Here is a 23,149-nt window from a genome sequence, read left to right on the forward strand (position 1 = left end):
ACAATAAGAAAACATATAAAAAAAAGAGGCTTCATTAAATTTATTAAGTAATTACAAATATAACGACTTGTATTTAATGAATTAATATTTTAACGCTTCAAAGCAAAATGACCTTTAACATCAAAGTCAACGCCATCTTTTTTTACTTTGGCAAGAAACCAATAATCATCTGATGGCATGTTTGCACCTCTATAAGTTCCGTCCCAACCTATGGAACTAGATGGTAAAGTTTTTAGAAGTTTTCCATGTCTGTCATAAATATAGACTACTGTTCCAGGAAGTTGTTCAATGCCAACTATTTGCCAAGTATCGAAATAACCATCATTATTTGGTGTCACAAATTTTGGAACATCAATAACGACTACTTCTTTTGAGACATCGTTACAACCATTAAGATCTCTTATGGTAACTGTGTGAGGACCAAAAGTTACATTCTCAAATACATTTGAAGTTTGAGGTTCTCCATTATCTAAAATATAAACATAAGAACCAATACCACTAACATTGACGGTTATGCTGTTAGGATCGGCAAAATCTATTGTGGTTGTGAAATTTATAGTTGCTTCTTCTGATTGAATAACTGAAAATGATTTGGTGGCCTGACAATTATTAGGTGTGGTAATAGTTACCCAATAATCTCCCAGATCTTCTGGCATAAGCTGAATTTCATTTGTAGTTTCTCCCGTAGACCATAAATAAGTATCTCCAGAATTTCCTGTATCAGCATTAATTATTAATGGTAAATCATTCATACATAAAGGAACAATATCTTCGACATTTATGACTGGTAAAGGATATACAGTAGTACTAAATGAAGTTGTATCAAAGCAACCTGTTGAAATATTTTCCATTCTAGCAAAAATTACTTCACCATCATAGGCTGAATGAATGTAATTTAATGGATTATTACCGTTTTCAGCATCAACCAATGTTGTGTAATAGGTTACTGAAAAATCATTTGGATTTTCTAATCCGATTATAGTACTATTTTGCAATGATAAGTCAAATCCCATAAAACCATCATAATCATCGTCACAATCAAATAAGTTTGAAGGTTGAACAGCAATAGGATTTGGATTTATTTGTAAATTGAATGATACTATAGAAATACAGCCAGTATTAATGTTTTCAATTCTAGTGAAAAAGGTATAAAAATTACTGGTATAATTAAAAGCATAAGGAACAGATGCATTATTATTTTGGGCATCATTCATAGAGTTGTGATAACTAATGTTCAGAGTATTAATATCATCATTTGTAATGATTGAATTTATTTGTGAAAGGTCATATGTGTTTGTATTATTATCACATATTTCAACGGTTCCAATTTGATTTGTTGTTGGTGGCGTATTGACAATTAAATCTAAAGGTTTAACTGTATAACATCCGGTAAGCGAATTTGTAATTTTTATATAGACAGTTTGAGAACTGGTTAAATTGTTATACGCACTTGGGTTTGCAATTTCTTTTGTAACATCTTCAACATCTGCTTCGTTTTCAAAATAGGTTACTACCAAATCTGTTGTAACTCTGTCTAAAAGTTCAACATCTGCATCATTCAAATTAAAGGTTGATATACCGTCGTAATCGTTGTCACATTGAATAAACGGAGCTGCATCTGTTACATCGGGCGCTGCAATAATATTTATTCCTAACTCATCAATAAGGTAACATGAAGAATTTGTTTCCTGAATTCTAACATATAAAGTTTGCGGATTGGTTGCATTGGTGTATTGCAAAGGTAAAGCAGCTGTATTGTTTTCCGCGTTTTGTAAAGTTGTATGAAATGTGATATTTAAATTACCTGTAGAACCTTGAGATATTTCGGCTATTTTTTCGTTTAAATCAAATACATTTTTACCGTCATTACTGCTATCATCACAAACTAAATAACCTTCAAAATTTGTGTTATAAACTGGGTTTGATGATACTAATATTGTAAACGAAGAATCTCCAGAACAATTTGTGTTTGCTGTGTTTTGAACCCTTACATAGATCGTTTGAGGACTTGATATATTTGTATATAAAGTGTTTTTGTCAATCGGAATTGTATAATTTGAGTCTTCAAAATAGAGAACTTCTTTACCAGTTTGACTATTTAAAATTTCACTGTCTTTATCTGAAAATAAAAATTCAGCTTTTTCATCACCATCACTTTCACAAGTTTCGTAATTACTAATACTTGGGAAAATGGGTTGTGTACTGACTATGACATTAAAATTAGTTATGGAGGAACAACCTGTATTTGTATTTTCAACTCTCACATAGATTGTTTGAGTATTTGAATTGTAAGCAGAAGGATTAGTAATTATATTTGAACCTGACTGAGCATCATTTAAAGATGTAAAAAAACCAATATTTAAACCGGTTGGATCACTAACAATTTCTGGAATTTTATTCTGTAGATTTATTACATAAAAACCATCCTGATCGGTGTCACAAATTATAATGTCGCTAGGTTGAGAAACTGCAGGAGCAGGATTTATTATTATATCAAATGAATTTTCTGTATGACAACCAGAAGCAATATTTACAATTCTAGCATAAAAAGTTTGAGTACCAGAAACAGGGTAAGTATATATTTCATTATTAACATTATTATCTTTAGCTTCTTGTAGTGTTAAAAAATAATGAACTTCAAAATCTGTATTACCATTATTAACTGTATCATCTAATGAATGTAAATCAACATCAACTACACCATCTTGATCAGTATCACAATAAGGGACTGGTGCCGCAGGTTTAAATAACAAAACGGGGTTAACGAGTAATTTTATTTGACTTTTTTCATGACAGTTAGTTAATGTGTTTTCTAAATCTATATATAAAATCTTAGGACTTGTTGCAGTGTAAGGAACTGTTTCGTCTATTGGATTTAAGTTATTGTCTAAATCGTTTTGACTCTCATAAAAAGTAATGTCAATATTGGGAATATCATTTGTAATATATCCAGAAACAACGTTGAGATAAAAATCTCCAATGCCATCATTTGTTTCGTCATCACATAAGGCATAATCTTCAATATTCGTTCCTGTTAATAATAAATTGGTATGAACCTGAACAGGAACTATCGTTGGACAACCTGAACTACTGTCTTCTACTCTTAAATAAACTTCTTGGACATTTTCTGTTGTATTATCAAAACTACTTGGGTTTGAAATTGGGTTAGTTCCAGATTCTGCTTCATTATACGTTAAATGGAAAGATGTTGTTACACCAGCCAGTCCTTGCAAAACATCATTAATTACTTGAGTCAAGTCAAAATTATCAAATCCATCATGGTCAGTATCGCAAGCATCAATATATTGTATATCTGTATTAACGATAGGACTGTTTCTTACATTAACATCCAAAGTTGTGGTTGAAATACAGCCTGTTAATGTATTTTGAACTCTTGCAAAGACAGAAAAAGAAGAAGGCGTTGAGCTATTAATATATGGATTGCCAATTGGATTGTTCCCTGAATTAGCATCAGCTTGAGTAAAATGATACGTTACATTCAAATTAGCTTGACCAGATGTAATTTCATCATTTTTAATGGTTAAATCAATATCTGTAATGTTATCTGGTGTGCCATCATTATCACATACATCAAGTGGTAATGGAGTTATAATTGATGGTAAAGAATTCACAACTAAATTAAATGGAGCGTATGAAAAACAACCCGTATCTGTGTTTTCAATAGAAACATAAATTTCTTGAGGATTTGAGCTATTTGGAATTGGTATTATTATTTCATTTGTATTGCTTCTGGCTTCTATTTCATTATAATAGAATTTTAAATTGTAATTGCCTGAAGGAAGAATACTTATTATATCTGAAACCTTATTTTGTAAATCAAAAATTTCTGTTCCATCACTACTTGAGTCGTCACATAAACCAAAATCTGAAATAGGATTAATAACAGGTTCGGTATTTAAAGTAACAACAACTTCATCTTCAAGAATACAAGTTTTTGTGTTTAATGGTACACTTACTTCAACTTTATAAGTTCCATTTTGGACAGCATTTAAAGTAGGATTGTTTTCATCAGGAATTAAATTATTATTCAAATACCACGTGTAGCTAGCTAGCGGATTTTGTATATCGGCATTTAAGGTTGCAGAACTTAAACATGTACTAATATCATCACCCAAATCGACTTCATTAACACTAATCCCTTTGATAAAAACTGAAGAATCGGATTTAAAATCACCTTGATCGGCAATGACGAGTTTAATATGATATGAAGTATATGGTATTACAGTAGCAGTGGCAGTTAAAGGAACAGTTCTTCCATCATAATTTGTGTCTCCCAAACTATAACCATCAAAATATTGCTCGTTTTTGGCAGGACAATTATTTGAACCAATAACTTCATCGTGTATGGTAGTAGCTGCAACCGGTTCTCCTGTGCCTGGAACCAATGCTATATTTTGATATGGACCTGCACTTGCAGTTTCTTTTATCAACACAGCAAAACTGTCTGAGAAATCGCAGAGATAAATACCAGAATATTCTTCAGAAGCAAATAGATAATTAAATTGTATTTGGTTAGATATTGATATAATATCAAATTCTATGGATGTAGCATTAAGGGTATTGGTAATTCCTAAAGCAGCTTCCAAATCAGTATCTGAACCCCAAGAATTTGATCCTTCGTTAAGTGTTGTGGTTATTGAGGTGTTTCCACTAGAAGCAGCGTTTCCGGTAGATAGCATAACACCATCTTGGAAAGGAAAGTTGGAGCTTGATTTATTAAAATATGCATAACTGGGAAATCCATAAGAGTTACCGTTTACAGTTGAGCTTATATTTGAAATTTCGACACAACCATCAAAAAGGTTATCTAGAATAAGTTGGTTTAAAGGAACGGAAGTATCAACAGTTATTTTTTGAGAGTATACAACACTACAACTACAAAAAAGTAGAAGCAAAAAGCTAAAATTATGTAGGCATCTTTTCACTTAGTTTTATTTGGGTTAAAACAACTTAAAGTTCTGAACTCTTTTTTGGGTGAAAAATAGATAAATTTTAGATGAAATGCAAAATAAATCAGACAAAATGCATTTTTTACTTGTTTTCTGAACGTTATATTTTACCTTTTTAAGGTAAAATGACTTTTAAAAACTCTTCCATCTTGTAAGGTGACAGAAAACCAATAATCATCTGTTGGAAGTACTTTACCATTGAATGTGCCATCCCAACCAATATCAGAAGGCAATAATTGTTTTAACAATTTTCCAAAGCGATCAAAAATAAATATTTTAGAATTTGGCTGAAAGACATCTGAAACGCCATATACTTGCCAAGTGTCGTTTACACCATCATTGTTTGGGGTGAAGTATTTAGGGAAACCAATTACTGAAAATAAACTATTAACACTTCCACAATTGTTTTCAATATCTTTAACATAAACACTGTAAAAACCTGGAGCTACATTTTCAAAAACATTGTTGGTTTGATAAGGTCTGTAAGGCAAATTGTTGGAATCAACCAAAGAAAATTCATAAATACCTTCGCCTGAAACTATAACTGTAACAATGTTATTTTTGGTAGCATCTAAAACATCAATAGATTCAATAGTTGCAATGTTAGCGGCTTCTATAATAATTGTTCTTTCTTTTGAACAATTGTTTGAATTGGTGACTATTACCGAGTATGTTTTAGGTTCATTTACTTGAATGGAAAAAGTTGTTTCCCCGGTTGACCATGCATATAAGTAATTATTTGGTGAATCATTAATTATCCCTGCGTTTATGGTTATAGACTGTGGATATGTATTTAGGCAATAATAAGTAGTGTCATTATTTATAATATCTGGTAATTTATTTACTGTTAGGAGTAATTCACTTATACCATAACAGTTATTCGCATTTTCTACACGAGCAAAAATGGTTTGGTTGTAAGGAGTTGTGTTGGTAAATGATGTTCCTAAGTTGCCTTGTTCAATTAATGCATTTTCATAAGTTTCATAATAGCTAATTACTAAGCCTGAAGGAAGGCCATTAACAATATCAGAATCTGCATTTCTAAGATTAAATTCATGAAATCCATCTTCAATACCATCATCATCACAGGCAATTAATTGCGCGTCATTTGAATCTGTTACACTAACACTCAAAACAAGTTCAGTGTCGGTTGAACAACCAGTTCTATCATTAATTACTTCCACATAAATAGTTTGAGGATTATTAATATTATTATATGAATCTGAAATAGTTATTTCATTTAATCTTGCACTATCAGTATAAAATTTTGTAGATAAATTTTGAATGCCACCAGTTAAACTATTATTGGCTTCATTTAAGTTGAAAATAGTAAATCCATCTTTTATTCCATCTTCATCACATTGAAGCATAGTAGAATCATAAGCTTGAGGGTTTTCGTTAAAAGTAACATAAGCTTGTCCTTCAATAGCACAATCTCCATTATTTGGATCTATGTAAACTTCATAATGACCACTACTGGAAACTTCTAAATTATAGGATGTTTCAGCCAATGGGTTTCCATCTCGTTTCCATATATAGGTTGCTCCTAAAATATATTCAGATGTAAGATTATAAATATCCCCATCACAAAGTTCTAAGTTAGTGCTGCTCTCTCCATTTTTAATAATATCTATTTGTGTGTTAAAAAAAGAAGCTATAAAAGGAGGTAAACCTTGAGCTGATAAATTTGGAGAAATATTAATGCCATTATGAACATAATTACAGCCTAAACCTAAATTATCAGGATTATTAATAATACCTAAATATGATAACCCAACATTGTAAGTAGAGCTTAAAGCTCTGTAAATTTTACCGTTTGGGCCTAATTGTAATCCGCCTCTATATAAATTTCTGTTATCAATTACAACTGCAGAATTTTGAATATTTGGGTCTAACAAATTATATTGTATTAATGATGAGGTATGATTTGATGCAATTTGATCGTCGTTATTTCCTTGACTGAAAAAATTATTTGAAGCATGCACATATAAAAGTTGACTATTTGGAGAGAATTCCAATCCATATGGATAACGACTAGCGCCTTGAATTGTTAATTTTATTTCATTACTAACTTTACCTGTTGATGTATCAAAATCATATAAAAACAATCCGTCTTGTACATTAGCAGAAGCCATTTTTGTGCCATCGGGAGACAATTTTAAATACCCTCTGGCATCTGTTACAAGTAGATTAAAAGTTGTTTTTTCAGAAACTGGATTAACTCCTAAATCATTAACTTCAAAAGCATGATATGTGTTAAAAGAACTTGAACTACCATCTTCTGATGAGAATGTAACAACCCAGATAGACTTAGTGATACAATCTTTTAAAACAGCTGTTATTTTTTCAGAGCTTTCTAGTAATAAATTAATATTTTTATTAGTAATACTTCCTAAGCCAGAGTTAAGAGACATATCCACTACGGAATAATTTAAACCATGATTTACACCATCTAACCAATTATCAACAGTGAAAATATAATAGATGTTTATGTCATTCGGTTTTGGAACAATAATAGCAGATTGCGTACTTGAGGAATCACCAAATAAGCCAGAACCATTTTGCATAATTACATGGTTTTTGTTCCAAACAGAAGTTCCATCTGTATAAAATAACAAATTACCAGTATCGTCAGAAATTGAAGCACAACCTTCATTGGTAAATAACTGGCCATCATTAACAGAGGAAACAGTGTTTGAAATCTGATTAAAGCGAATACCACCACCATAACCAAAATACCAGTTAGCTGCCTCACTTTGGCTATAGCTATTTATGCCAAAAAAAAGAAATATTATTAGTGCAATTTTATTCATCCTCGATAGCAAAGCTATCAAAAGATATTATAAATCACGCATTTTTAACAATCTGAACGATAAAAAGATAAATATAGCAGTCCATGCTAAAACAATTACAATTTCATACCAGTGAACAGCATAATCAAAATCAAATTTTTCACCAACTTGATTTGCAACTGATTGAACGGCACTTAGTCGTGAGAAAGGTTGCTTTATTAAGTTAGACATGGAATTTAATGGCATATAGCGCATGATACTTGTTGCAAATTCAGCATCAGTTTTCCAACGTAAAATGCCAAAAATAATACCTTCAATAAATTGCCAAACAAAAAGAAATCCTAAAGCAAAAGCAGAACGTTTTACTAAAATCCCTAAGAAAAGACAAAAAGAAAAGAATCCTACTAATTTGACGAAAAATGCCAAAAGGAATTCTAAATCTGAGAATACAATAGTTAATTCAGTATAATTTGAAAATATTAATCCAAGAATTAAAGAAACAACAAACAGAAATATTGTTGAAACCAATGAAAAAACTATGACTGTATAAAACTTCGATAAGATAAACTCTTTTTTACTTAAGCCGTCAATTAGGTTTTGTTTTAAGGTTTTATTGCTGTATTCATTAGCCATCATAGAAACAATAACAATGGCTAAAAACAGCTTGAAAATAGCTGCGATATACGCGTTGAAATGCCATATATATGGGAAATTAAAAATACCCATTTCTGCTAAATGAAATTTAATGGGACCAATATCAAATTTTATAGCTGCAATAAGAGCAATAGAAGTTAGCAAAACGAAATAAGTTATTATTAAAACCTTACTTGCTCTACTGTGCATTAATTTTTGGAATTCTATATTTAATAATCTGTACATGTTATTTATTGATTGTTGGTTAGTGTTAAGAATTGTTCTTCTAAACTTTCTTTGCGCTGTACTAAATGTGATAATGTAAAGCCCTTTTCAAACAATAATTTGTTAAAAGATGCAGATTCTAAAGGTTCATTTAAAAAGGCAGTAATTAAATTATCCTTAACTTTTATTGTTCCAAAAGAACTATGGGATTTTAAAAACTCAACAAGTTCATCTTGTTTATCACATTTTAATTCGAAGAAACCAAAACTGGTAATCATTTCATCAACTCTTCCAGAATATAGCTTTTCGCCTTTTCTTAAAACTACTACATGGGTACAAACTTTTTCAACTTCATCTAATAAATGAGATGCTAACAAAATGGTTGTTCCAGTACTGGCGATTTCTTTTATGATTTCTCTTATTTGATGAATTCCTTTAGGGTCTAAACCATTTGTTGGTTCATCTAAAATCAAAATTTCAGGATCGTTTAGTAGGGCAGAGGCAATGGCCAAACGTTGTTTCATACCTAAAGAAAAAGTGCTGAACTTACTATCTTTTCTGTCAATTAACTCAACCAGTTTAAGCTTTTCCTCTATTTTACTGTAATCAACTTCTTTAATCTTGCAAACCAATTTTAAATTTTGGTATGCAGTCATATACGGATAAAAGTTAGGGCGCTCTATAATAGCACCAACTTTTTTTAGGGCATTATGTGTTGAGGTATTGCCATCAAACCAATGGAAAGCGCCAGATGTTTTGTTAACTACATTAAGTACAACTCCTAAAGTTGTAGATTTTCCACTTCCGTTTGGTCCTAAAATGCCGTAAACATTTCCTTTATTTATAGTAAAGGATAAATCTTTAATAGCGGTTAAATAACCAAATTTTTTTGTTAGATTGTTAATTGTAAGGATTGACTCCAAGATATTTTATTTTTTGGCGTTGAACTAAATTCAACAGGTTAGTTAAAAAATATGACGATAGTTGTGTAAATTTGTTACATAAACTTTATAAAATTAAGTTTTAAATTTCAATAGTTTAACAATGGAAGATTTAAAAATTTCGAAAAAGAAACCATCTTATCCTGTGAGTGATGAGTTGCATGATTATCTTTCTGAATATAACCGAAATATAAAACTTCCAATATTTTATGACGATTTGCTGAGGTTTCAAGGATCCATTACTGTTTATGATAAATTTGAAAATGACACACTTTGGATTCGGGTTTATTATAGTGAATACGAGCGTGAAGAGATAGATTTAAGCTTGAAAAAAGTCTATTCCATTTTGCATTCTGATGGTAATGAAAGCTCTATTCCGTTTCTCAATGTAGATGCTATTGATTACTGTACTTTTGGAAATTCTAAACCATTTCGTATAAAAGTCAGAAATATTTTAAATGATAATTTCACGTATTTCTATATAAAAAAGGCCGATGCTTCACGGGTTTATGGGTTAGAACTAGAGCATATGTTGTCTCCTTATAATTTAAATTTTCTTGTTTATAAAGACACCTTAATTGAAGAGCATATTTCTGGAATTCCGGGTGATGAATTCATTAAAAACATGTTGCCTAAATGTTCTAAATATGAAAAATCTCAAATAGCCAAAGAGTTTGTAAAGTTTAACGAACGTTGTATGATTCGGCTTTTAGGAGATATGCGCTCTTATAACTATGTTATTGTTCCAACTCATGATTTTGACCAAGTTGTTTATAAAATTAGAGCTATAGATTTTGATCAGCAATCGTATGAAGGAAAAATAAATATTTATAGACCTCAGTTTTTTAAAGAAAATTTCACAATGGTTAAATTGGTAACCGATAGTTTTCAAAAATTATCGATTGACCAATATAAGATTGAAGAGCGCTCGATTATTGCGAAGCGTTTCAAAAGTTATCATACACGAATTGAAAACTTGCTAAAATGTATGACGCATGACACCATTTCACCTAAAGATAATGTAGATTCTTTAAAGTCAAAAATATATGAATATACGCTTGATGTTAAATTTAAGCGTTGTAAATCTATGGGAGATATTATAAAAAATGCGTTAGCTTATGTATTGAGAAATTATGAAAATGTAAATCCTTCAGAAATTTAAAAGAAAACTTTAATTCCAGTTTTCGTCAAAATCTAAATTATCATAATCATCAATATCTAAATCGTTTTCAAACTCGTCAAAATCATCAATATCTTCTGATTCAAAAAACTTTTCTGGGGCTACATCGGGAATTTGTCCTTTTGAAAACATTAAATTAGGATAGGTTGCTCCGTCAATTTCCTCAATAATTTCAGCCAATTCCACATAAAAAGTCCATAAATTAAAGAAATCGTATACATAGATTAATTTAGGTTGCATTTCATAAACAATACTATTTATTAATGTATCGCTCATTAATTGAGCAGAACTATCATCACTTAAATCGAATAATGAAATTTCTTCACCTTGGTTCCACATATCATCACTTATATAAAATGAAGCCATTTCAGTTCCATCAAACCCGAATGATTGAGTAATAGCATTGTGTAAATCTTCTAAAGTATCTGTTTCTTGAATTTCCAAATCACGAAACACATCTTCGTCTGTATCATTGTCAAGAATAACTCTAAACCTGTAAATCATAGTAATTAATTATTTTGCAAAGGTAACGGTTTTCAACTATTTACTAAAGCGATGTAAAGTAAATATCATGCCGCTTAATAAAACAAATGCACCAACTTGATGAGCTACACCAAGCCAAACAGGAACCTGTAATAAAATGGTAAAAACCCCTAATAAGAATTGAACAGCAACCATAATCAACAAGGCATTTATCCCTTTTGATTGCATACTTGTTAAATGTAATTTTTTTGACTTTTGCCAAATTGCAACAATCACAATAACTACTAAATAAGCCAACATTCTGTGCGCAAACTGCACCCCACTTTTTCCTTCTAAAAAGTTTTTATACCAAGGATGTTGCTCAATAAATACGGTTTCATGCATAAATTTACCTTCACTCATCATTGGCCAATGATTATGTATAAATCCAGCATCTAAACCGGCAACAAAAGCACCATAGATTATTTGAAGTAGTAAAACGACTAGAGCAAATCTTATAAAATTCCTAAAAGCAATATTAATTTCTTTTTTATTAGGAAACATTAAATCTAATGCTACCCAAAAAGTATATGCAAAAGTTACAAAGGCTGTTATTAAATGAGCAGCTAACCTGTAATGACTTACGTCTGGATTATCAACCAAACCGCTTTTTACCATATACCAACCCATAAACCCTTGGAAAGCACCAAGACCAAGTAGTATAATAGCCTTTTTAATAGTTGGTTTTGTGAGTTGTTTTGTAGCTAAAAAGTATAAAAAAGGAAAAAAGAAAACCAAACCAATAAAACGACCTATAAGTCTGTGCAACCATTCCCAGAAATAAATATCTTTAAAATCCTGAAGATTAAAATGATTATTCAATTTTTGATATTCTGGATATTGCTTATACAAATCAAAAGCTTCTTGCCATTCAATATCATTCATTGGTGGGATAACTCCAGAAATTAATTTGTAATTTGAAATGGATAATCCAGAATGTGTTAGTCTGGTTATTCCACCTACAACTACCATTATGAAAATAAGTAAGCAACCTGTTAATAACCAATAAATGACTTTTTTGTTATCTTTTTTCATGTTATGAAAGCATTTTTTTAAAGCATAAACTGTTTGAAACGTTTGTGTATTGACCGTAATTTGGAATTAATGTGTAGTTGCTTTTTTTATAAAAAGCTACAGCTTCAGTTTGACGGATTCCTGTTTCTAAAATACAGGATTTGTAATTTAACTCTTTAGCCCAAACTTCCAGCTCCTTCAATATTTTTGAAGCAACACCTTTTCCTCTGAAGTTGGCATTGGTAAACATGCGTTTTATTTCTACACAATCTTTTTCAAACATTTTAAAAGCGCCACAACCAGCTGGTTCTCCATTAAAATAAGCCACAACAGTATGTTTTATAACATCTATATTGTTGTACTGATTGTAAAATTCATGTTCATCTCCGTCAGTAATTTTTAAAAAAGCATCTAAGTCTTTAACGAGATTTATAAAATCTGAATCTTCAGAATTTGTTCTAACTAAATGTATCATTTCTGATTATCAACTATTAAACCTAAACGTTTGCCTTCATTTAACATGAGCTGGTGTGCAGCCTCATATTCATTAGGAATATCTCCTTCAAGAATGGCTTCTTTAATAGCCTCTTTAATAATACCAATCTCTTTTGATGGTTTTAAATTGAAAGTCTCCATAATTTCTTCACCCGAAATTGGCGGCTGAAAATTACGAATATGGTCACGCTCTTCAACTTCAACAATTTTCTCGCGAACAATCTTGAAGTTATTATGATACAAATTGAATTTTTTAGGATTTTTGGTTGTAATATCAGCTTCACAAAGTGTCATTAAATCATCAACAAATTCGCCGGCATCAAAAACCAACCTACGAACAGCAGAATCTGTAACTTCATCATTGGCCAAAACTATAGGTCTTGAGCTCATGAGTACCATTTTTTGAACAAACTTCATTTTGTCATTTAATGGCATTTTTAACCGTTTGAATAAATGATACACCATTTTCGAACCTTCAAACTCATGTCCATGAAACGTCCAACCAACTTTTTTACTGAATTTTTTAGTTGGCGCTTTCCCAATATCGTGTAATAAAGCTGCCCAACGCAACCATAAATTATTGGTTTTTTCTGAAATATTGTCTACTACCTCAAGCGTATGATAAAAATTATCTTTGTGCCGCTGACCTTCAACTTCATCAATACCTTTTAAAGCGGTTAGTTCTGGTAAAATATAGTCTAACAAACCTGTCTCTTCTAGTAAAGTAAAACCAAAGGATGGTTTTTTACTTTCTAAAATTTTATTGAGTTCAACAACAATACGTTCGTTTGTTATTATTTGAATGCGGTGCTTATTTTTTGAAATGGCTTTTAATGAAGCTTGTTCAATTTTAAAATCAAGTTGTGTTGAAAAGCGAATGGCACGCATCATACGTAACGGATCGTCGCTATACGTAATATCTGGATTTAAAGGTGTTCGTATAATTTTGTCCTTTAAGTCTTGAATACCATTAAAGGGGTCTAGCAAATCACCAAAACATTCTTCTCTTAAATTTAATGCCAAAGCATTTATTGTGAAATCCCTTCTTTTTTGGTCGTCTTCTAAAGAGCCATTCTCAACGATTGGATTTCGGCTGTTTTCGGTATAAGATTCTTTTCTGGCTCCGACAAATTCAATTTCAATGTCATCATAAATCAACATTGCTGTGCCATAGGTTTTGAAAACCTGTACTTTAGGTTTACTTGGAAGGTTTCTTGCAACTTGTAAGGCAAGTTGAATTCCATCTCCAATGGCAACAATATCAATATCTTTTGTAAGTCCACGCTGCAATAAATAATCGCGAACAAAACCACCAATAACATAGCTGTCTAAATTTAACTCTTTAGCAGATTGGGATATTATCTTAAAGATATTGTGTTGTAAAGCGTTTTTGTAGTTCATTAATTAATTTCAAATGATCAAATTCAAAATACCTATTACTTTGTATTGAATTTGCTGCCTGTTATTTGAGATTTTAAGCTCTTATAATTTTAACAACGCCATCATTACTTAATTTTATAATAGATGATGGCTTGCTACAAATTTTTTCGTGGTGCAAATTTACAACATAGTCTACACCTTTTAAAACCTCTTGAGATATTTCTTTAAATGATTTTGGTGTAGGCATTCCGCTAATATTGGCAGAAGTAGAAACTATCGCACTGTTAAAACGTCGAAGCAATTGAAAACAGAAATCGTCATTAGGAATTCTTATGGCAATGCTTTTATCTTCAGCGATAAGGTTTTTGGCTAAATTTTGTGCATCATCATAAATGATGGTTATAGGATCTTCGGAAACGTCAAAAATATCAAAAGCTACATCAGGTATTTTTTTTACATATTTTTTAAGCATCCTATCATCAGCAACTAAGCAAATTAATGCTTTACTATCGTTTCGCTGTTTTAACTTAAAAACTTTTTCGACGGCCTCACTATTTGTTGCATCACAACCAATTCCCCAAACAGTATCGGTTGGATAAAGGATAAGTCCACCTTCTTTTAAGGTTTGTAGTGCTTTATTTATTTCTTCATTCATTTTTTGAAGCTTATATTTGCAAGTGCACAAATATAAGATAGAAAATTTTAAAATTGATTTGAGTTAATATATTAAGATTTTGATGATTTATGAAGGAAAAAGAGGTTAAAGTATTTAATGGTAATCTTACTAGTGATCTTAAAAATTCACTAACTAAGGTTATTAACAATTTTGATAGCTATGAAGGAGGAATTGGAAAGAGAAATAAAATTAAAATTATTAAGGTTAATGACAGGGAGCTAAATATTAAATCTTTTAAAGTGCCCCATTTTGCAAATCAAATAGTCTATAAGTTTTTTAGGAAAAGCAAAGCGCAAAGATCCTTTGAATATGCAAATATGTTAACAGAGTTAGGAGTAGGTACACCAGAACCTATTGCTTATTTTGAATATACAACGGCATTTTTCTTTAAAAAAAGCTTTTATGTTAGTGAAAATTTAGATTGTGATTTTACATACAGAGAGCTAACAAAGGATTTTAATATTCCTGATTATGATAATATTTTAAGAGCTTTTACAAGGTTTACATATAGTTTGCACAAAAAAAACATTCTTTTTTTGGACCATTCTCCAGGAAATACTTTAATAAAAAAGAATGGCGATAGCTACAATTTTTATTTAGTTGATTTAAATAGAATGTGTTTTAAACCATTGGATTTTGAAACAAGAATTAAAAACTTTTCAAAACTTACTATCCATAAATCTATGGTTGAAGTTATGAGTGACGAATATGCTAAATGTTCTGGAGAAAATTATAATAAAATATTCGATTTAATGTGGAAAGAAACTGAAGCTTTTCAAGAGAAATTTCATCGAAAAAAAAGATTAAAGGAAAAGGTTTTAGGAAAACAATAAACTAATTTTTTATTTTCCAAAGCCTGTAAAGCTTAACATATTTTAAAAAAGTTACATTGTAGGTTTGTGTACAAATAATTAAACCATTTAAACCATCTAAAAACCCTAATCTTAAAAAATAAGCTTTAAAGAAAGCCCAAGCAGGTCTGAAAATTATTTTCCAGATAGATGATTTTTTCCCCAGCTTATAATAAGCTTCAGATGCAATTGTAGAAAATTGTTCCACTTTTAAATTATGGTCTGAATAATCCCTGTAAATCCAGTGTAATAAATCTCCTTTTAGTTTTCCTAATTTAATTCCTTTTTTTAAAGTATAGGTATCGTGTGGATTTATACCTTTCCATTCGCCGCTTCCTTTTTTAATGAGCCTTAATTTTCTATCAGGATACCAATCGGAATGTTTTATCCATTGCCCGCAATAATTATTTAGCCTGTTGCAGTAATAGCCATCAAATTCCCAATTAGCTTTAACTTTTATGATACTTGATTTTAAAGTATCTGAAAGTGCCTCGTCTCCATCAAGCGATAAAATATAATCATAGTTTGCTAAAGAGAATGCATAATTTTTTTGTTCAATATAGCCTTCAAAAGCATGCTGGTGAAATGTTACGTTAAAAGATTCGCAAATTTCACGAGTCTTATCTGTTGAAAAAGAATCAACAACAATAATTTCGTCAGCTACATCAACTAAAGAACTCAAGCATTTTTCCAGATGTTCTTCTTCGTTGTAGGTTATAATAACGGCAGAAAGTTTAATCATGTATTATTTTTTAAGTTTATAGTATAGGGGCTATTAAAACTTCTAAGGGTGAAATAATTTAATCGTTTTCTTATTTTATATTTTCTGATAAAATTGAGAGGTTTGTTTTTTAAATAACTTTTGTCTTTATGTAGAAAATCTATTGTAGCCGTTATAATACGCTCACTAGATTTACCGTCAAAATAGGGGTTTAATTCATTAATATATGAAGAGATATTATTTATTAAGTCTTCAGGATATGTTAAAGCATTATTTAAGGATTCTTCTATTAATGAAGCTTTTGTTATGTTAATTAAATAATTGTGATTGAAAGTGTGACCGAATGTTACGACAGGCTTTTTTTGAAGCAAGAATTCTTGTATTGCAGAAGTAGTATCAGAAAACATAATGTCAGCCTTTTTAAACAATGGAATTAAATCCGTTGTATTATAAAAAGTAAAATTATCATTATTCAATGCCTTCCATTTTTCAATAATTTCTATAGGTAATTTAGGATGCAAAACCATTAAGAACTTGAATTCTCCAGTTTCTGAAAGACGCTTAATTTCATTATAAACGTCTTCATTATAAGCCAAACTCAACCTTTGGGTAAATGTTGATGCTATGAATATAGTAGGTTTATCATTTTTTTTAGCTTTATTTTCTACCGGGAATAATGGGTCTACTTTACTCCAACCCGTTTCAATAACTCCAAAATGAGGATGTTTTTTTTGTTGCTCCAAAAACCCTTTCGTGGTGTTGGGACCTTGGGTACAATATAAATCAAAGAAACCCCTTATCCTGAAATGTGCAAAGCCATGTTTGCCTTCAGGTCTTTTCTCAGCATTAAAGCCATGAAACACTTGCACTTTTAATCCTCTGAAAAAATCAGGAACACTATCAGTAGCAGTTAGAATAATATCTGGATTATAATCTATAACATCTCTAATATTATAAAAAACATTCTCTTTATTTTTAAGGGCTTTAGCGCCTTCTTCTAAATCGCTAAACCAATAAACAGAATATCCCCGCTTGTTAATCTCTTTTTCCAAAGGATTACCAATTGGAAGCGCATAACTGTATGATATGTAAATTAAAAATTTATAGTGCATCAATACATCAAATATATCTACAGTTTTATTATTAAATAAAATTAAACTGCTACATCATTTTTTCTAAGCGCATTGTTTAAAGATGTTTTCTTATCGGTACTTTCTTTTCTTTTTCCAATGATTAAAGCACAAGGTACTTGATATTCTCCAGCAGGGAATTTTTTAGTATAACTTCCTGGAATTACAACAGAACGTGCAGGTACTCTACCTTTATATTCAATAGGAGTTTCGCCAGTAACATCAATTATTTTAGTACTCATGGTTAAAACTACATTAGCACCTAAAACTGCTTCTGTTTCAACGCGTACACCTTCAACAACAATACAACGTGAACCAATAAAAGCATTGTCTTCAATAATAACTGGTGCAGCTTGCAAGGGTTCTAAAACTCCACCAATACCAACACCACCAGATAAATGTACATTTTTACCAATCTGCGCACAACTACCAACAGTTGCCCAAGTATCTACCATAGTGCCTTCATCAACATAAGCACCAATGTTTACATAACTTGGCATTAAAATGGTTCCTTTTGAAATATATGCGCCATGACGAGCAACTGCATGTGGTACAACACGAATGCCTTTTTCAGCATATCCTCTCTTTAATGGAATTTTATCATGAAACTCAAATGGACCAACTTCTATGGTTTCCATCGTTTGTATTGGGAAATATAAAACAACAGCTTTTTTCACCCATTCGTTCACCTGCCAACCATTGGGTATTGGTTCTGCAACTCTAAGTTTACCAGAATCTAATAAAGATATAACTTCTCTAATGGCTGAAATTGTTTCATTTTCTTTTATAAGCTCTCTATTGTCCCAAGCTTTTTCTATGATTTGTTGTAATTGTGTCATTCGTTAAATTCAATTTTTAGCAAAGATAACATCTATGTTTTAAATAAAAAGTTTAACTGCATATTATAAATTGAATTTCTGTTGAAATGCATAAAAGTGAATGCTTTTTTTGAAATATTTCACTCGCTTTATCCTTTCAAATAAAAATTTTTATCGATAAAATGCATTTCATGCGTATTTAAGCAGAAAAACAAAGCATTTAATCTATTCATCGATGAAAATATGTGCTATCTCTAATCATCGAAAATCTAGACGGTTACAACTAATTTATTGTGTGTCAGGGTTTATGTGTATATATATTTGACTCATCAAAATAACCCAAATCAAATGAAAACAATTTACACATTATTAATTTTATTACTTACTTTCTCAGTAGCTAATGCTCAATCACAAAATAGAGAGGTAAAAGTTGTAACTGTTAATGAATTAAATGTAAATACAATTTCTTCTGAAATCACTTTGAAATTTTCTAATAACATTCAAAAAACTGAAACTTCAGTAATCGAAAATAAAGAATCAAATACTACAAATGAAGTTATTGCTAAAAGCGCTAGTGATATTAGAATTTATTTTAACCGCTTAAGAAACGTTCAAAATATAAACTTGCTATTCCCAAAAATATATAAAGAAACAGTAGCTTAATTTTTAAGCTCATATCTATTAGGTTAAAAAGGTTGTCAAAAAAGACAGCCTTTTTTTTTATTGTCTATTTTTGTTTAAAATTTATTTATGGCACGTTTATTAGCAATTGACTATGGTTTAAAAAGAACTGGAATAGCAGTGACCGACGAATTGCAAATAATTGCGTCTGGTTTAACAACTGTTGCTACAAGCGAACTCATTCCTTTTTTAAAAGACTATACAACAAAAGAAAAAGTAGAATTATTTTTGATAGGAGAGCCAAAGCAAATGGATAATACTCCTTCAGAAAGTGAAGCTTTTATTTCTCCATTTATAAAAAAACTCGAAAAACTTTTTCCAGACATTGAGATTAAACGTGTAGACGAACGCTTTACTTCTAAAATGGCATTTAAGACAATGATTGATAGTGGATTGAATAAAAAACAACGAAAAAATAAAGCTCTTATTGATGAAATTAGTGCAACGCTTATCCTACAAAGTTATTTATACTCAAAATAATCGATGAAATGCTTTAATTGTGTGAAAAAATGATTATTTTTAATGCGTTAAATCCAAACTATTTTAAATATGAAACAAATTTACTTATTAATTATTTTTTCAATCTTTAGTTTTAGCAAAATGAATGCTGAAGCTTGCCCCGAAGCAGGAACCACATCTGCTGGTGGAACACAGATATATTTTTCTTATCCACCATCCACATCATTCTGTAGTGATAGGCCTATGAATATTGTAGTTAATACTAGTACTACATTTACTCGAGTGTTTTGTTCTGAAACAGTTTCACGATATGATCTTACAAGTGGGCCTGCAATAGTTGGTCAAGATTTTACTGTTACTAGTGGTTTTGATTCATCATGTTCTTACTCTGGAGGTACTTTACCGGTTGACGAGTTTGCATTTTTAAATGAATCTTTAAAGGTTTATCCAAATCCTTTAACAGCGGGAGCTAATTTTAAACTATCTTTTGGTTTACCAATTAAGGCAGATATTAATATTTATAGTGTAACAGGAAAACAAGTATATCATAGCGTTGTAGCTAATCAAGATAAAACTGAAATTGCTTCAGCTAATTTAGCTAATGGTATTTATATGCTAAAGATTTCTAACGAAAGTGGTTCTACTACCAGAAAAATAGTTGTGCTGAAATAATAACTTATATTAGATTATAAAAAAACTCCTTTTTTTAAAGGAGTTTTTTTTATGCATAATTAATAGCAATAAATGCTAAGTATTGTATTTTTGCATAAAAATATCAAAAAAGAAGAATGATTTTACCAATAGTAGCTTATGGTGACCCAGTTTTAAAAAAAATGGGAGCATCAATTACAAAAGATTATCCAAATCTTGATAAACTTATTGAAGACATGTTTGAGACTATGTACAATGCTTATGGCGTTGGTTTAGCAGCACCTCAAATAGGACTTCCTATTCGTTTGTTTGTAATAGATACAACTCCTTTTTCGGAAGATGATGATTTAACTGCCGAAGAAAAGAAAACTTTAGATGGTTTTAAGCGAGTTTTTATAAATGCAAAAATCATTAAAGAAGAAGGTGATGAATGGCCTTTTAATGAAGGATGTTTAAGTATTCCAGACATAAGAGAAGATGTTTTTAGACAACCAAAGCTAACTATTGAATATGTTGATGAAAACTTTATTGCACATATTGAAGAGTTTGATGGGTTAATAGCTCGAGTTATTCAACATGAGTATGATCATATTGATGGAATTTTATTTACGGATAAACTATCAGCTTTAAAAAGGCGATTGTTAAAAGCCAGATTAAGTAATATTTCAAAAGGTAAAATAAGTGTGGATTACAGAATGCGTTTCCCAGATCAAAAAAAGAAGCGATAATACTTGTAAAACATGTTCAAAGCATTGATATTTGCCGTTTTTAAAAATAATTTATGAGCTTAGAAAAAATAATAGCGATTGCTGGAAAACCAGGACTATTTAAACTTGTTGCACAAACACGTGCAGGCTTTATTGCAGAATCGTTAATTGATGGGAAACGTTTATCGGTTAATGTGCAACAAAATGTAAGTGTGTTAAGTGAAATTGCCATTTATACTTTAACAGAGGAGGTTCCTTTAAAACAAGTCTTTTTGAATATAAAGCAGAAGGAAAATGGTCAGCAAACCAGTGTAAGCACCAAAGATAGTAAGGATAAACTTGAAGAATATTTCTTTGATATTTTACCAGATTATGATGAAGATAGAGTTTACGCGAGTGATATTAAGAAGGTAATTCAATGGTATAATCTTCTCCAATCACATAAATTATTAGATTTATTAGAAACTGATATTGAAAATAAATCTGACGAAGAAGAATAAATACATATATTATAATAAAAGAAACCTCCTTAAGCAGGAGGTTTTTTTATGTTTTCTTATTAGATTTACATTACTATAAATATGTTTTACTATTAACTTCATGAAGTTTTTAAAATCTCAAATTAGTAACCTAATTTTTTTATTTGTCATAGCCATTCTTGTTATCCTTCAAACTAGAAAACCTATCCAGGTTTTTTTAAATAAGGGTTTCGCATTAATTAGTCCATCTATTGAGAACAAAGAAAAGTTAACTAAGCTATCAAGTTATGATTGGAAATTAAAAGACGAACAAGGACAGGTTTTTGATTTTGAAACCGTTAAAGGAAAAGTAGTCTTTATAAATTTTTGGGCAACATGGTGTCCGCCTTGTATTGCAGAAATGCCAAGTATCCAAAAATTGTACAATGATTATGAAGATAAGGTTGTTTTTTTATTTGTTACTTCAGATCCGTACAGTGAAATTAATAAGTTTCTAGATAAAAACAAGTATACCTTTAAAGTGTATAGACCAATAAATAGAGATTCAAATTTATTTGAAGTGCCATCAATTCCAAGAACTTTTTTAATTGATAAGAAAGGTAATATTATAATTGATGAAAGTGGTGCTGCAAACTGGAATAGTGAAAAAGTACAAAAAGCTATTGATGAACTGTTGAAATAGATTATTTCTTTTTAATCTCTAAATGCTTCATAATAAATAAATTTAGAAGGATTAATGTAAATGCATAAGCTATATCTTCAATAGGAATAGTAAAAAATCTAATATTTAAATTCTCTAAATTATTATACCAAACAACTTCATCTTTAATAAAGCTACCAGTTAATATTCCGTTCACAATAAAAAACGGAATAAGCATAACTAAAAAAGTTAAAAAGTATGTTTTTAATAATTTTGGTGTTTTGTTTATAACTAAAGCAAGTATAAAGAATGCTAACGCAAAATTTACCAAAGTGTACCATTTGTTATAATTAAAAACTGAAAGCAAAAAAAATGATATTAAAAGTATATGGCTAGTTGTTTTTGAAATTCTTTCAGATAACGTTAAATTAGGAAAGTAAAATAACAGCGAATAATGTGTAAAAACACATGCATATGGAATGCACACAAAAAATAGCCATTCCTCAATAGGTAAGCTTAATATTTTTATCCCTAGATAATAATCCGAATTAAAGCCCCAGATTTCATTTAAAGTAAAAAAGATATCCCAGGGAATAAAAATAAGAGTGCTTATTATGATTCCTATAAGTAAACTCTTCCAATACTTATAGAACTTTAATTTTGGATGGAAATTAAATAATAAAGGAATGGATAATGATCCTATGTCTAGTAATAGATATAAATATTTCATCTATTAAGATTTGAAGTATTTAAAAGGAACCAATAACATTCCAAAACATTCACCATCTTCTTTTCCTAAGTGTTTATGATGAATTTTATGAGCTCTTCTTACACCTTTAGCATACCAACCATTGGCATTTCTAAATAGTTTAAAACGTTGGTGAATAAATATGTCATGAACAAGAAAATAAGCAGCTCCGTAAGTCATGATTCCTAAACCAATTGGTAAACAAAACCACACATCTTCATAACTCCACAAATAAAAACAAATTATGCTAACTATAGCATAAAAGATAAAAAAAGCATCGTTGCGTTCAAACCAACTATTATGGTCTTTTTTATGATGATCTTTGTGTAAATTCCATAGAAGTCCATGCATAATGTATTTATGTGTAAACCAAGCCATAAATTCCATAAAGCAAAACACAGCAACATAAATAAGTATCCAAAACACTATTTTCATA

Annotated in this window: 22 protein-coding genes; 8 read left to right on the forward strand and 14 right to left on the reverse strand. The window is 30.3% G+C overall.

Annotated elements, in window-relative coordinates; all coding sequences use genetic code 11:
- Positions 1-89: 89 nt before the first annotated feature.
- From V8G69_RS14145 to V8G69_RS14160, 4 genes are all read right to left on the reverse strand, one after another.
- Entirely contained in the window at positions 90-4,916 is a 4,827-nt protein-coding gene (locus V8G69_RS14145; RefSeq protein ID WP_394882718.1) for a choice-of-anchor L domain-containing protein, read from the reverse strand.
- A gap of 161 nt (positions 4,917-5,077) precedes the next feature.
- Positions 5,078-7,783 (reverse strand): T9SS type B sorting domain-containing protein, encoded by a 2,706-nt coding sequence (locus V8G69_RS14150; protein ID WP_394882719.1) that lies wholly within the window; start codon positions 7,781-7,783, stop codon positions 5,078-5,080.
- A gap of 27 nt (positions 7,784-7,810) precedes the next feature.
- Positions 7,811-8,641 (reverse strand): ABC transporter permease, encoded by an 831-nt coding sequence (locus V8G69_RS14155; protein ID WP_394882720.1) that lies wholly within the window; start codon positions 8,639-8,641, stop codon positions 7,811-7,813.
- A 5-nt stretch (positions 8,642-8,646) separates the two neighbouring features.
- The gene (locus V8G69_RS14160) at positions 8,647-9,543 is read right to left on the reverse strand and encodes an ABC transporter ATP-binding protein (RefSeq protein WP_394882721.1); all 897 of its coding nucleotides are present in this window, start codon (positions 9,541-9,543) and stop codon (positions 8,647-8,649) included.
- Between the two features lie 121 nt (positions 9,544-9,664).
- Between V8G69_RS14160 and V8G69_RS14165 the strand changes: the two genes are divergently transcribed.
- Positions 9,665-10,723 carry a hypothetical protein gene (locus tag V8G69_RS14165; RefSeq protein ID WP_394882722.1) on the forward strand — a complete coding sequence of 353 codons (1,059 nt, stop codon included), beginning with the start codon at positions 9,665-9,667 and terminating at the stop codon, positions 10,721-10,723.
- A gap of 9 nt (positions 10,724-10,732) precedes the next feature.
- Here V8G69_RS14165 and V8G69_RS14170 read toward each other — a convergent pair whose 3' ends face one another.
- The 5 genes from V8G69_RS14170 to V8G69_RS14190 all read right to left on the reverse strand — a co-directional run bounded on the left by V8G69_RS14170 (position 10,733) and on the right by V8G69_RS14190 (position 14,807).
- Positions 10,733-11,245: a hypothetical protein gene (locus V8G69_RS14170; RefSeq protein ID WP_394882723.1), complete on the reverse strand. Its 513-nt coding sequence runs from the start codon at positions 11,243-11,245 to the stop codon at positions 10,733-10,735.
- A 36-nt stretch (positions 11,246-11,281) separates the two neighbouring features.
- Entirely contained in the window at positions 11,282-12,298 is a 1,017-nt protein-coding gene (locus tag V8G69_RS14175; protein WP_394882724.1) for a COX15/CtaA family protein, read from the reverse strand.
- Position 12,299: 1 nt separating this feature from the next.
- Complete coding sequence (locus V8G69_RS14180) at positions 12,300-12,752, reverse strand: GNAT family N-acetyltransferase (RefSeq protein ID WP_394882725.1); 453 nt, start codon at positions 12,750-12,752, stop codon at positions 12,300-12,302.
- Entirely contained in the window at positions 12,749-14,173 is a 1,425-nt protein-coding gene (locus tag V8G69_RS14185) for a CCA tRNA nucleotidyltransferase (protein WP_394882726.1), read from the reverse strand. The genes V8G69_RS14180 and V8G69_RS14185 overlap by 4 nt, the downstream gene beginning before the upstream one ends.
- A gap of 73 nt (positions 14,174-14,246) precedes the next feature.
- Positions 14,247-14,807, reverse strand: coding sequence for an L-threonylcarbamoyladenylate synthase (locus tag V8G69_RS14190; protein ID WP_394882727.1), 561 nt, complete (start codon positions 14,805-14,807; stop codon positions 14,247-14,249).
- 89 nt (positions 14,808-14,896) lie between these two features.
- Here V8G69_RS14190 and V8G69_RS14195 point away from each other — a divergent pair, with 89 nt between their 5' ends.
- On the forward strand, positions 14,897-15,661 hold the full coding sequence (locus V8G69_RS14195; RefSeq protein WP_394882728.1) for a lipopolysaccharide kinase InaA family protein: 765 nt from the start codon (positions 14,897-14,899) through the stop codon (positions 15,659-15,661).
- A 1-nt stretch (position 15,662) separates the two neighbouring features.
- Here V8G69_RS14195 and V8G69_RS14200 read toward each other — a convergent pair whose 3' ends face one another.
- From V8G69_RS14200 to V8G69_RS14210, 3 genes are read right to left on the reverse strand one after another with little or no spacing between them, the layout of a single operon-like run.
- The gene (locus V8G69_RS14200) at positions 15,663-16,421 is read right to left on the reverse strand and encodes a glycosyltransferase family 2 protein (RefSeq protein ID WP_394882729.1); all 759 of its coding nucleotides are present in this window, start codon (positions 16,419-16,421) and stop codon (positions 15,663-15,665) included.
- Positions 16,418-17,512: a UDP-N-acetylglucosamine 2-epimerase gene (locus V8G69_RS14205; RefSeq protein WP_394882730.1), complete on the reverse strand. Its 1,095-nt coding sequence runs from the start codon at positions 17,510-17,512 to the stop codon at positions 16,418-16,420. Before V8G69_RS14205 ends, V8G69_RS14200 begins: the two co-directional genes overlap by 4 nt.
- A 41-nt stretch (positions 17,513-17,553) precedes the next feature.
- Entirely contained in the window at positions 17,554-18,369 is an 816-nt protein-coding gene (locus V8G69_RS14210; RefSeq protein WP_394882731.1) for a 2,3,4,5-tetrahydropyridine-2,6-dicarboxylate N-succinyltransferase, read from the reverse strand.
- A gap of 327 nt (positions 18,370-18,696) precedes the next feature.
- Here V8G69_RS14210 and V8G69_RS14215 point away from each other — a divergent pair, with 327 nt between their 5' ends.
- The 6 genes from V8G69_RS14215 to V8G69_RS14240 all read left to right on the forward strand — a co-directional run bounded on the left by V8G69_RS14215 (position 18,697) and on the right by V8G69_RS14240 (position 22,007).
- Complete coding sequence (locus tag V8G69_RS14215) at positions 18,697-19,011, forward strand: hypothetical protein (RefSeq protein WP_394882732.1); 315 nt, start codon at positions 18,697-18,699, stop codon at positions 19,009-19,011.
- Between the two features lie 87 nt (positions 19,012-19,098).
- On the forward strand, positions 19,099-19,509 hold the full coding sequence (gene ruvX / locus V8G69_RS14220; protein ID WP_394882733.1) for a Holliday junction resolvase RuvX: 411 nt from the start codon (positions 19,099-19,101) through the stop codon (positions 19,507-19,509).
- A 69-nt stretch (positions 19,510-19,578) separates the two neighbouring features.
- Positions 19,579-20,160 carry a T9SS type A sorting domain-containing protein gene (locus V8G69_RS14225; RefSeq protein WP_394882734.1) on the forward strand — a complete coding sequence of 194 codons (582 nt, stop codon included), beginning with the start codon at positions 19,579-19,581 and terminating at the stop codon, positions 20,158-20,160.
- Between the two features lie 116 nt (positions 20,161-20,276).
- Positions 20,277-20,867, forward strand: coding sequence for a peptide deformylase (gene def, locus V8G69_RS14230; RefSeq protein ID WP_394882736.1), 591 nt, complete (start codon positions 20,277-20,279; stop codon positions 20,865-20,867).
- Positions 20,868-20,920: 53 nt separating this feature from the next.
- Positions 20,921-21,346 (forward strand): DUF5606 domain-containing protein, encoded by a 426-nt coding sequence (locus V8G69_RS14235; protein WP_394882738.1) that lies wholly within the window; start codon positions 20,921-20,923, stop codon positions 21,344-21,346.
- A 100-nt stretch (positions 21,347-21,446) separates the two neighbouring features.
- Positions 21,447-22,007, forward strand: coding sequence for a TlpA family protein disulfide reductase (locus tag V8G69_RS14240; RefSeq protein ID WP_394882739.1), 561 nt, complete (start codon positions 21,447-21,449; stop codon positions 22,005-22,007).
- Position 22,008: 1 nt separating this feature from the next.
- Here V8G69_RS14240 and V8G69_RS14245 read toward each other — a convergent pair whose 3' ends face one another.
- On the reverse strand, positions 22,009-22,695 hold the full coding sequence (locus V8G69_RS14245) for a lycopene cyclase domain-containing protein (RefSeq protein ID WP_394882740.1): 687 nt from the start codon (positions 22,693-22,695) through the stop codon (positions 22,009-22,011).
- Between the two features lie 3 nt (positions 22,696-22,698).
- The gene (locus V8G69_RS14250) at positions 22,699-23,148 is read right to left on the reverse strand and encodes a sterol desaturase family protein (RefSeq protein WP_394882742.1); all 450 of its coding nucleotides are present in this window, start codon (positions 23,146-23,148) and stop codon (positions 22,699-22,701) included.
- Between the last annotated feature and the right edge of the window lies 1 nt (position 23,149).

This window comes from Gaetbulibacter sp. M235, assembly GCF_043876835.1.
Taxonomy (GTDB): Bacteria; Bacteroidota; Bacteroidia; order Flavobacteriales; family Flavobacteriaceae; genus Yeosuana.

Bases quoted from the DNA above. Each gene is read 5' to 3' on its own strand.
- V8G69_RS14195 (WP_394882728.1), top strand. From the start codon at position 14,897: ATGAAGGAAAAAGAGGTTAAAGTATTTAATGGTAATCTTACTAGTGAT.
- V8G69_RS14210 (WP_394882731.1), bottom strand. From the start codon at position 18,369: ATGACACAATTACAACAAATCATAGAAAAAGCTTGGGACAATAGAGAG.
- V8G69_RS14200 (WP_394882729.1), bottom strand. From the start codon at position 16,421: ATGATTAAACTTTCTGCCGTTATTATAACCTACAACGAAGAAGAACAT.
- V8G69_RS14225 (WP_394882734.1), top strand. From the start codon at position 19,579: ATGAAACAAATTTACTTATTAATTATTTTTTCAATCTTTAGTTTTAGC.
- V8G69_RS14175 (WP_394882724.1), bottom strand. From the start codon at position 12,298: ATGAAAAAAGATAACAAAAAAGTCATTTATTGGTTATTAACAGGTTGC.
- V8G69_RS14180 (WP_394882725.1), bottom strand. From the start codon at position 12,752: ATGATACATTTAGTTAGAACAAATTCTGAAGATTCAGATTTTATAAAT.
- V8G69_RS14150 (WP_394882719.1), bottom strand. From the start codon at position 7,783: ATGAATAAAATTGCACTAATAATATTTCTTTTTTTTGGCATAAATAGC.
- V8G69_RS14205 (WP_394882730.1), bottom strand. From the start codon at position 17,512: ATGCACTATAAATTTTTAATTTACATATCATACAGTTATGCGCTTCCA.
- V8G69_RS14170 (WP_394882723.1), bottom strand. From the start codon at position 11,245: ATGATTTACAGGTTTAGAGTTATTCTTGACAATGATACAGACGAAGAT.
- V8G69_RS14240 (WP_394882739.1), top strand. From the start codon at position 21,447: ATGAAGTTTTTAAAATCTCAAATTAGTAACCTAATTTTTTTATTTGTC.
- V8G69_RS14250 (WP_394882742.1), bottom strand. From the start codon at position 23,148: ATGAAAATAGTGTTTTGGATACTTATTTATGTTGCTGTGTTTTGCTTT.
- V8G69_RS14245 (WP_394882740.1), bottom strand. From the start codon at position 22,695: ATGAAATATTTATATCTATTACTAGACATAGGATCATTATCCATTCCT.
- V8G69_RS14235 (WP_394882738.1), top strand. From the start codon at position 20,921: ATGAGCTTAGAAAAAATAATAGCGATTGCTGGAAAACCAGGACTATTT.
- V8G69_RS14155 (WP_394882720.1), bottom strand. From the start codon at position 8,641: ATGTACAGATTATTAAATATAGAATTCCAAAAATTAATGCACAGTAGA.
- def (WP_394882736.1), top strand. From the start codon at position 20,277: ATGATTTTACCAATAGTAGCTTATGGTGACCCAGTTTTAAAAAAAATG.
- V8G69_RS14190 (WP_394882727.1), bottom strand. From the start codon at position 14,807: ATGAATGAAGAAATAAATAAAGCACTACAAACCTTAAAAGAAGGTGGA.
- V8G69_RS14215 (WP_394882732.1), top strand. From the start codon at position 18,697: ATGAAAACAATTTACACATTATTAATTTTATTACTTACTTTCTCAGTA.
- ruvX (WP_394882733.1), top strand. From the start codon at position 19,099: ATGGCACGTTTATTAGCAATTGACTATGGTTTAAAAAGAACTGGAATA.
- V8G69_RS14165 (WP_394882722.1), top strand. From the start codon at position 9,665: ATGGAAGATTTAAAAATTTCGAAAAAGAAACCATCTTATCCTGTGAGT.
- V8G69_RS14185 (WP_394882726.1), bottom strand. From the start codon at position 14,173: ATGAACTACAAAAACGCTTTACAACACAATATCTTTAAGATAATATCC.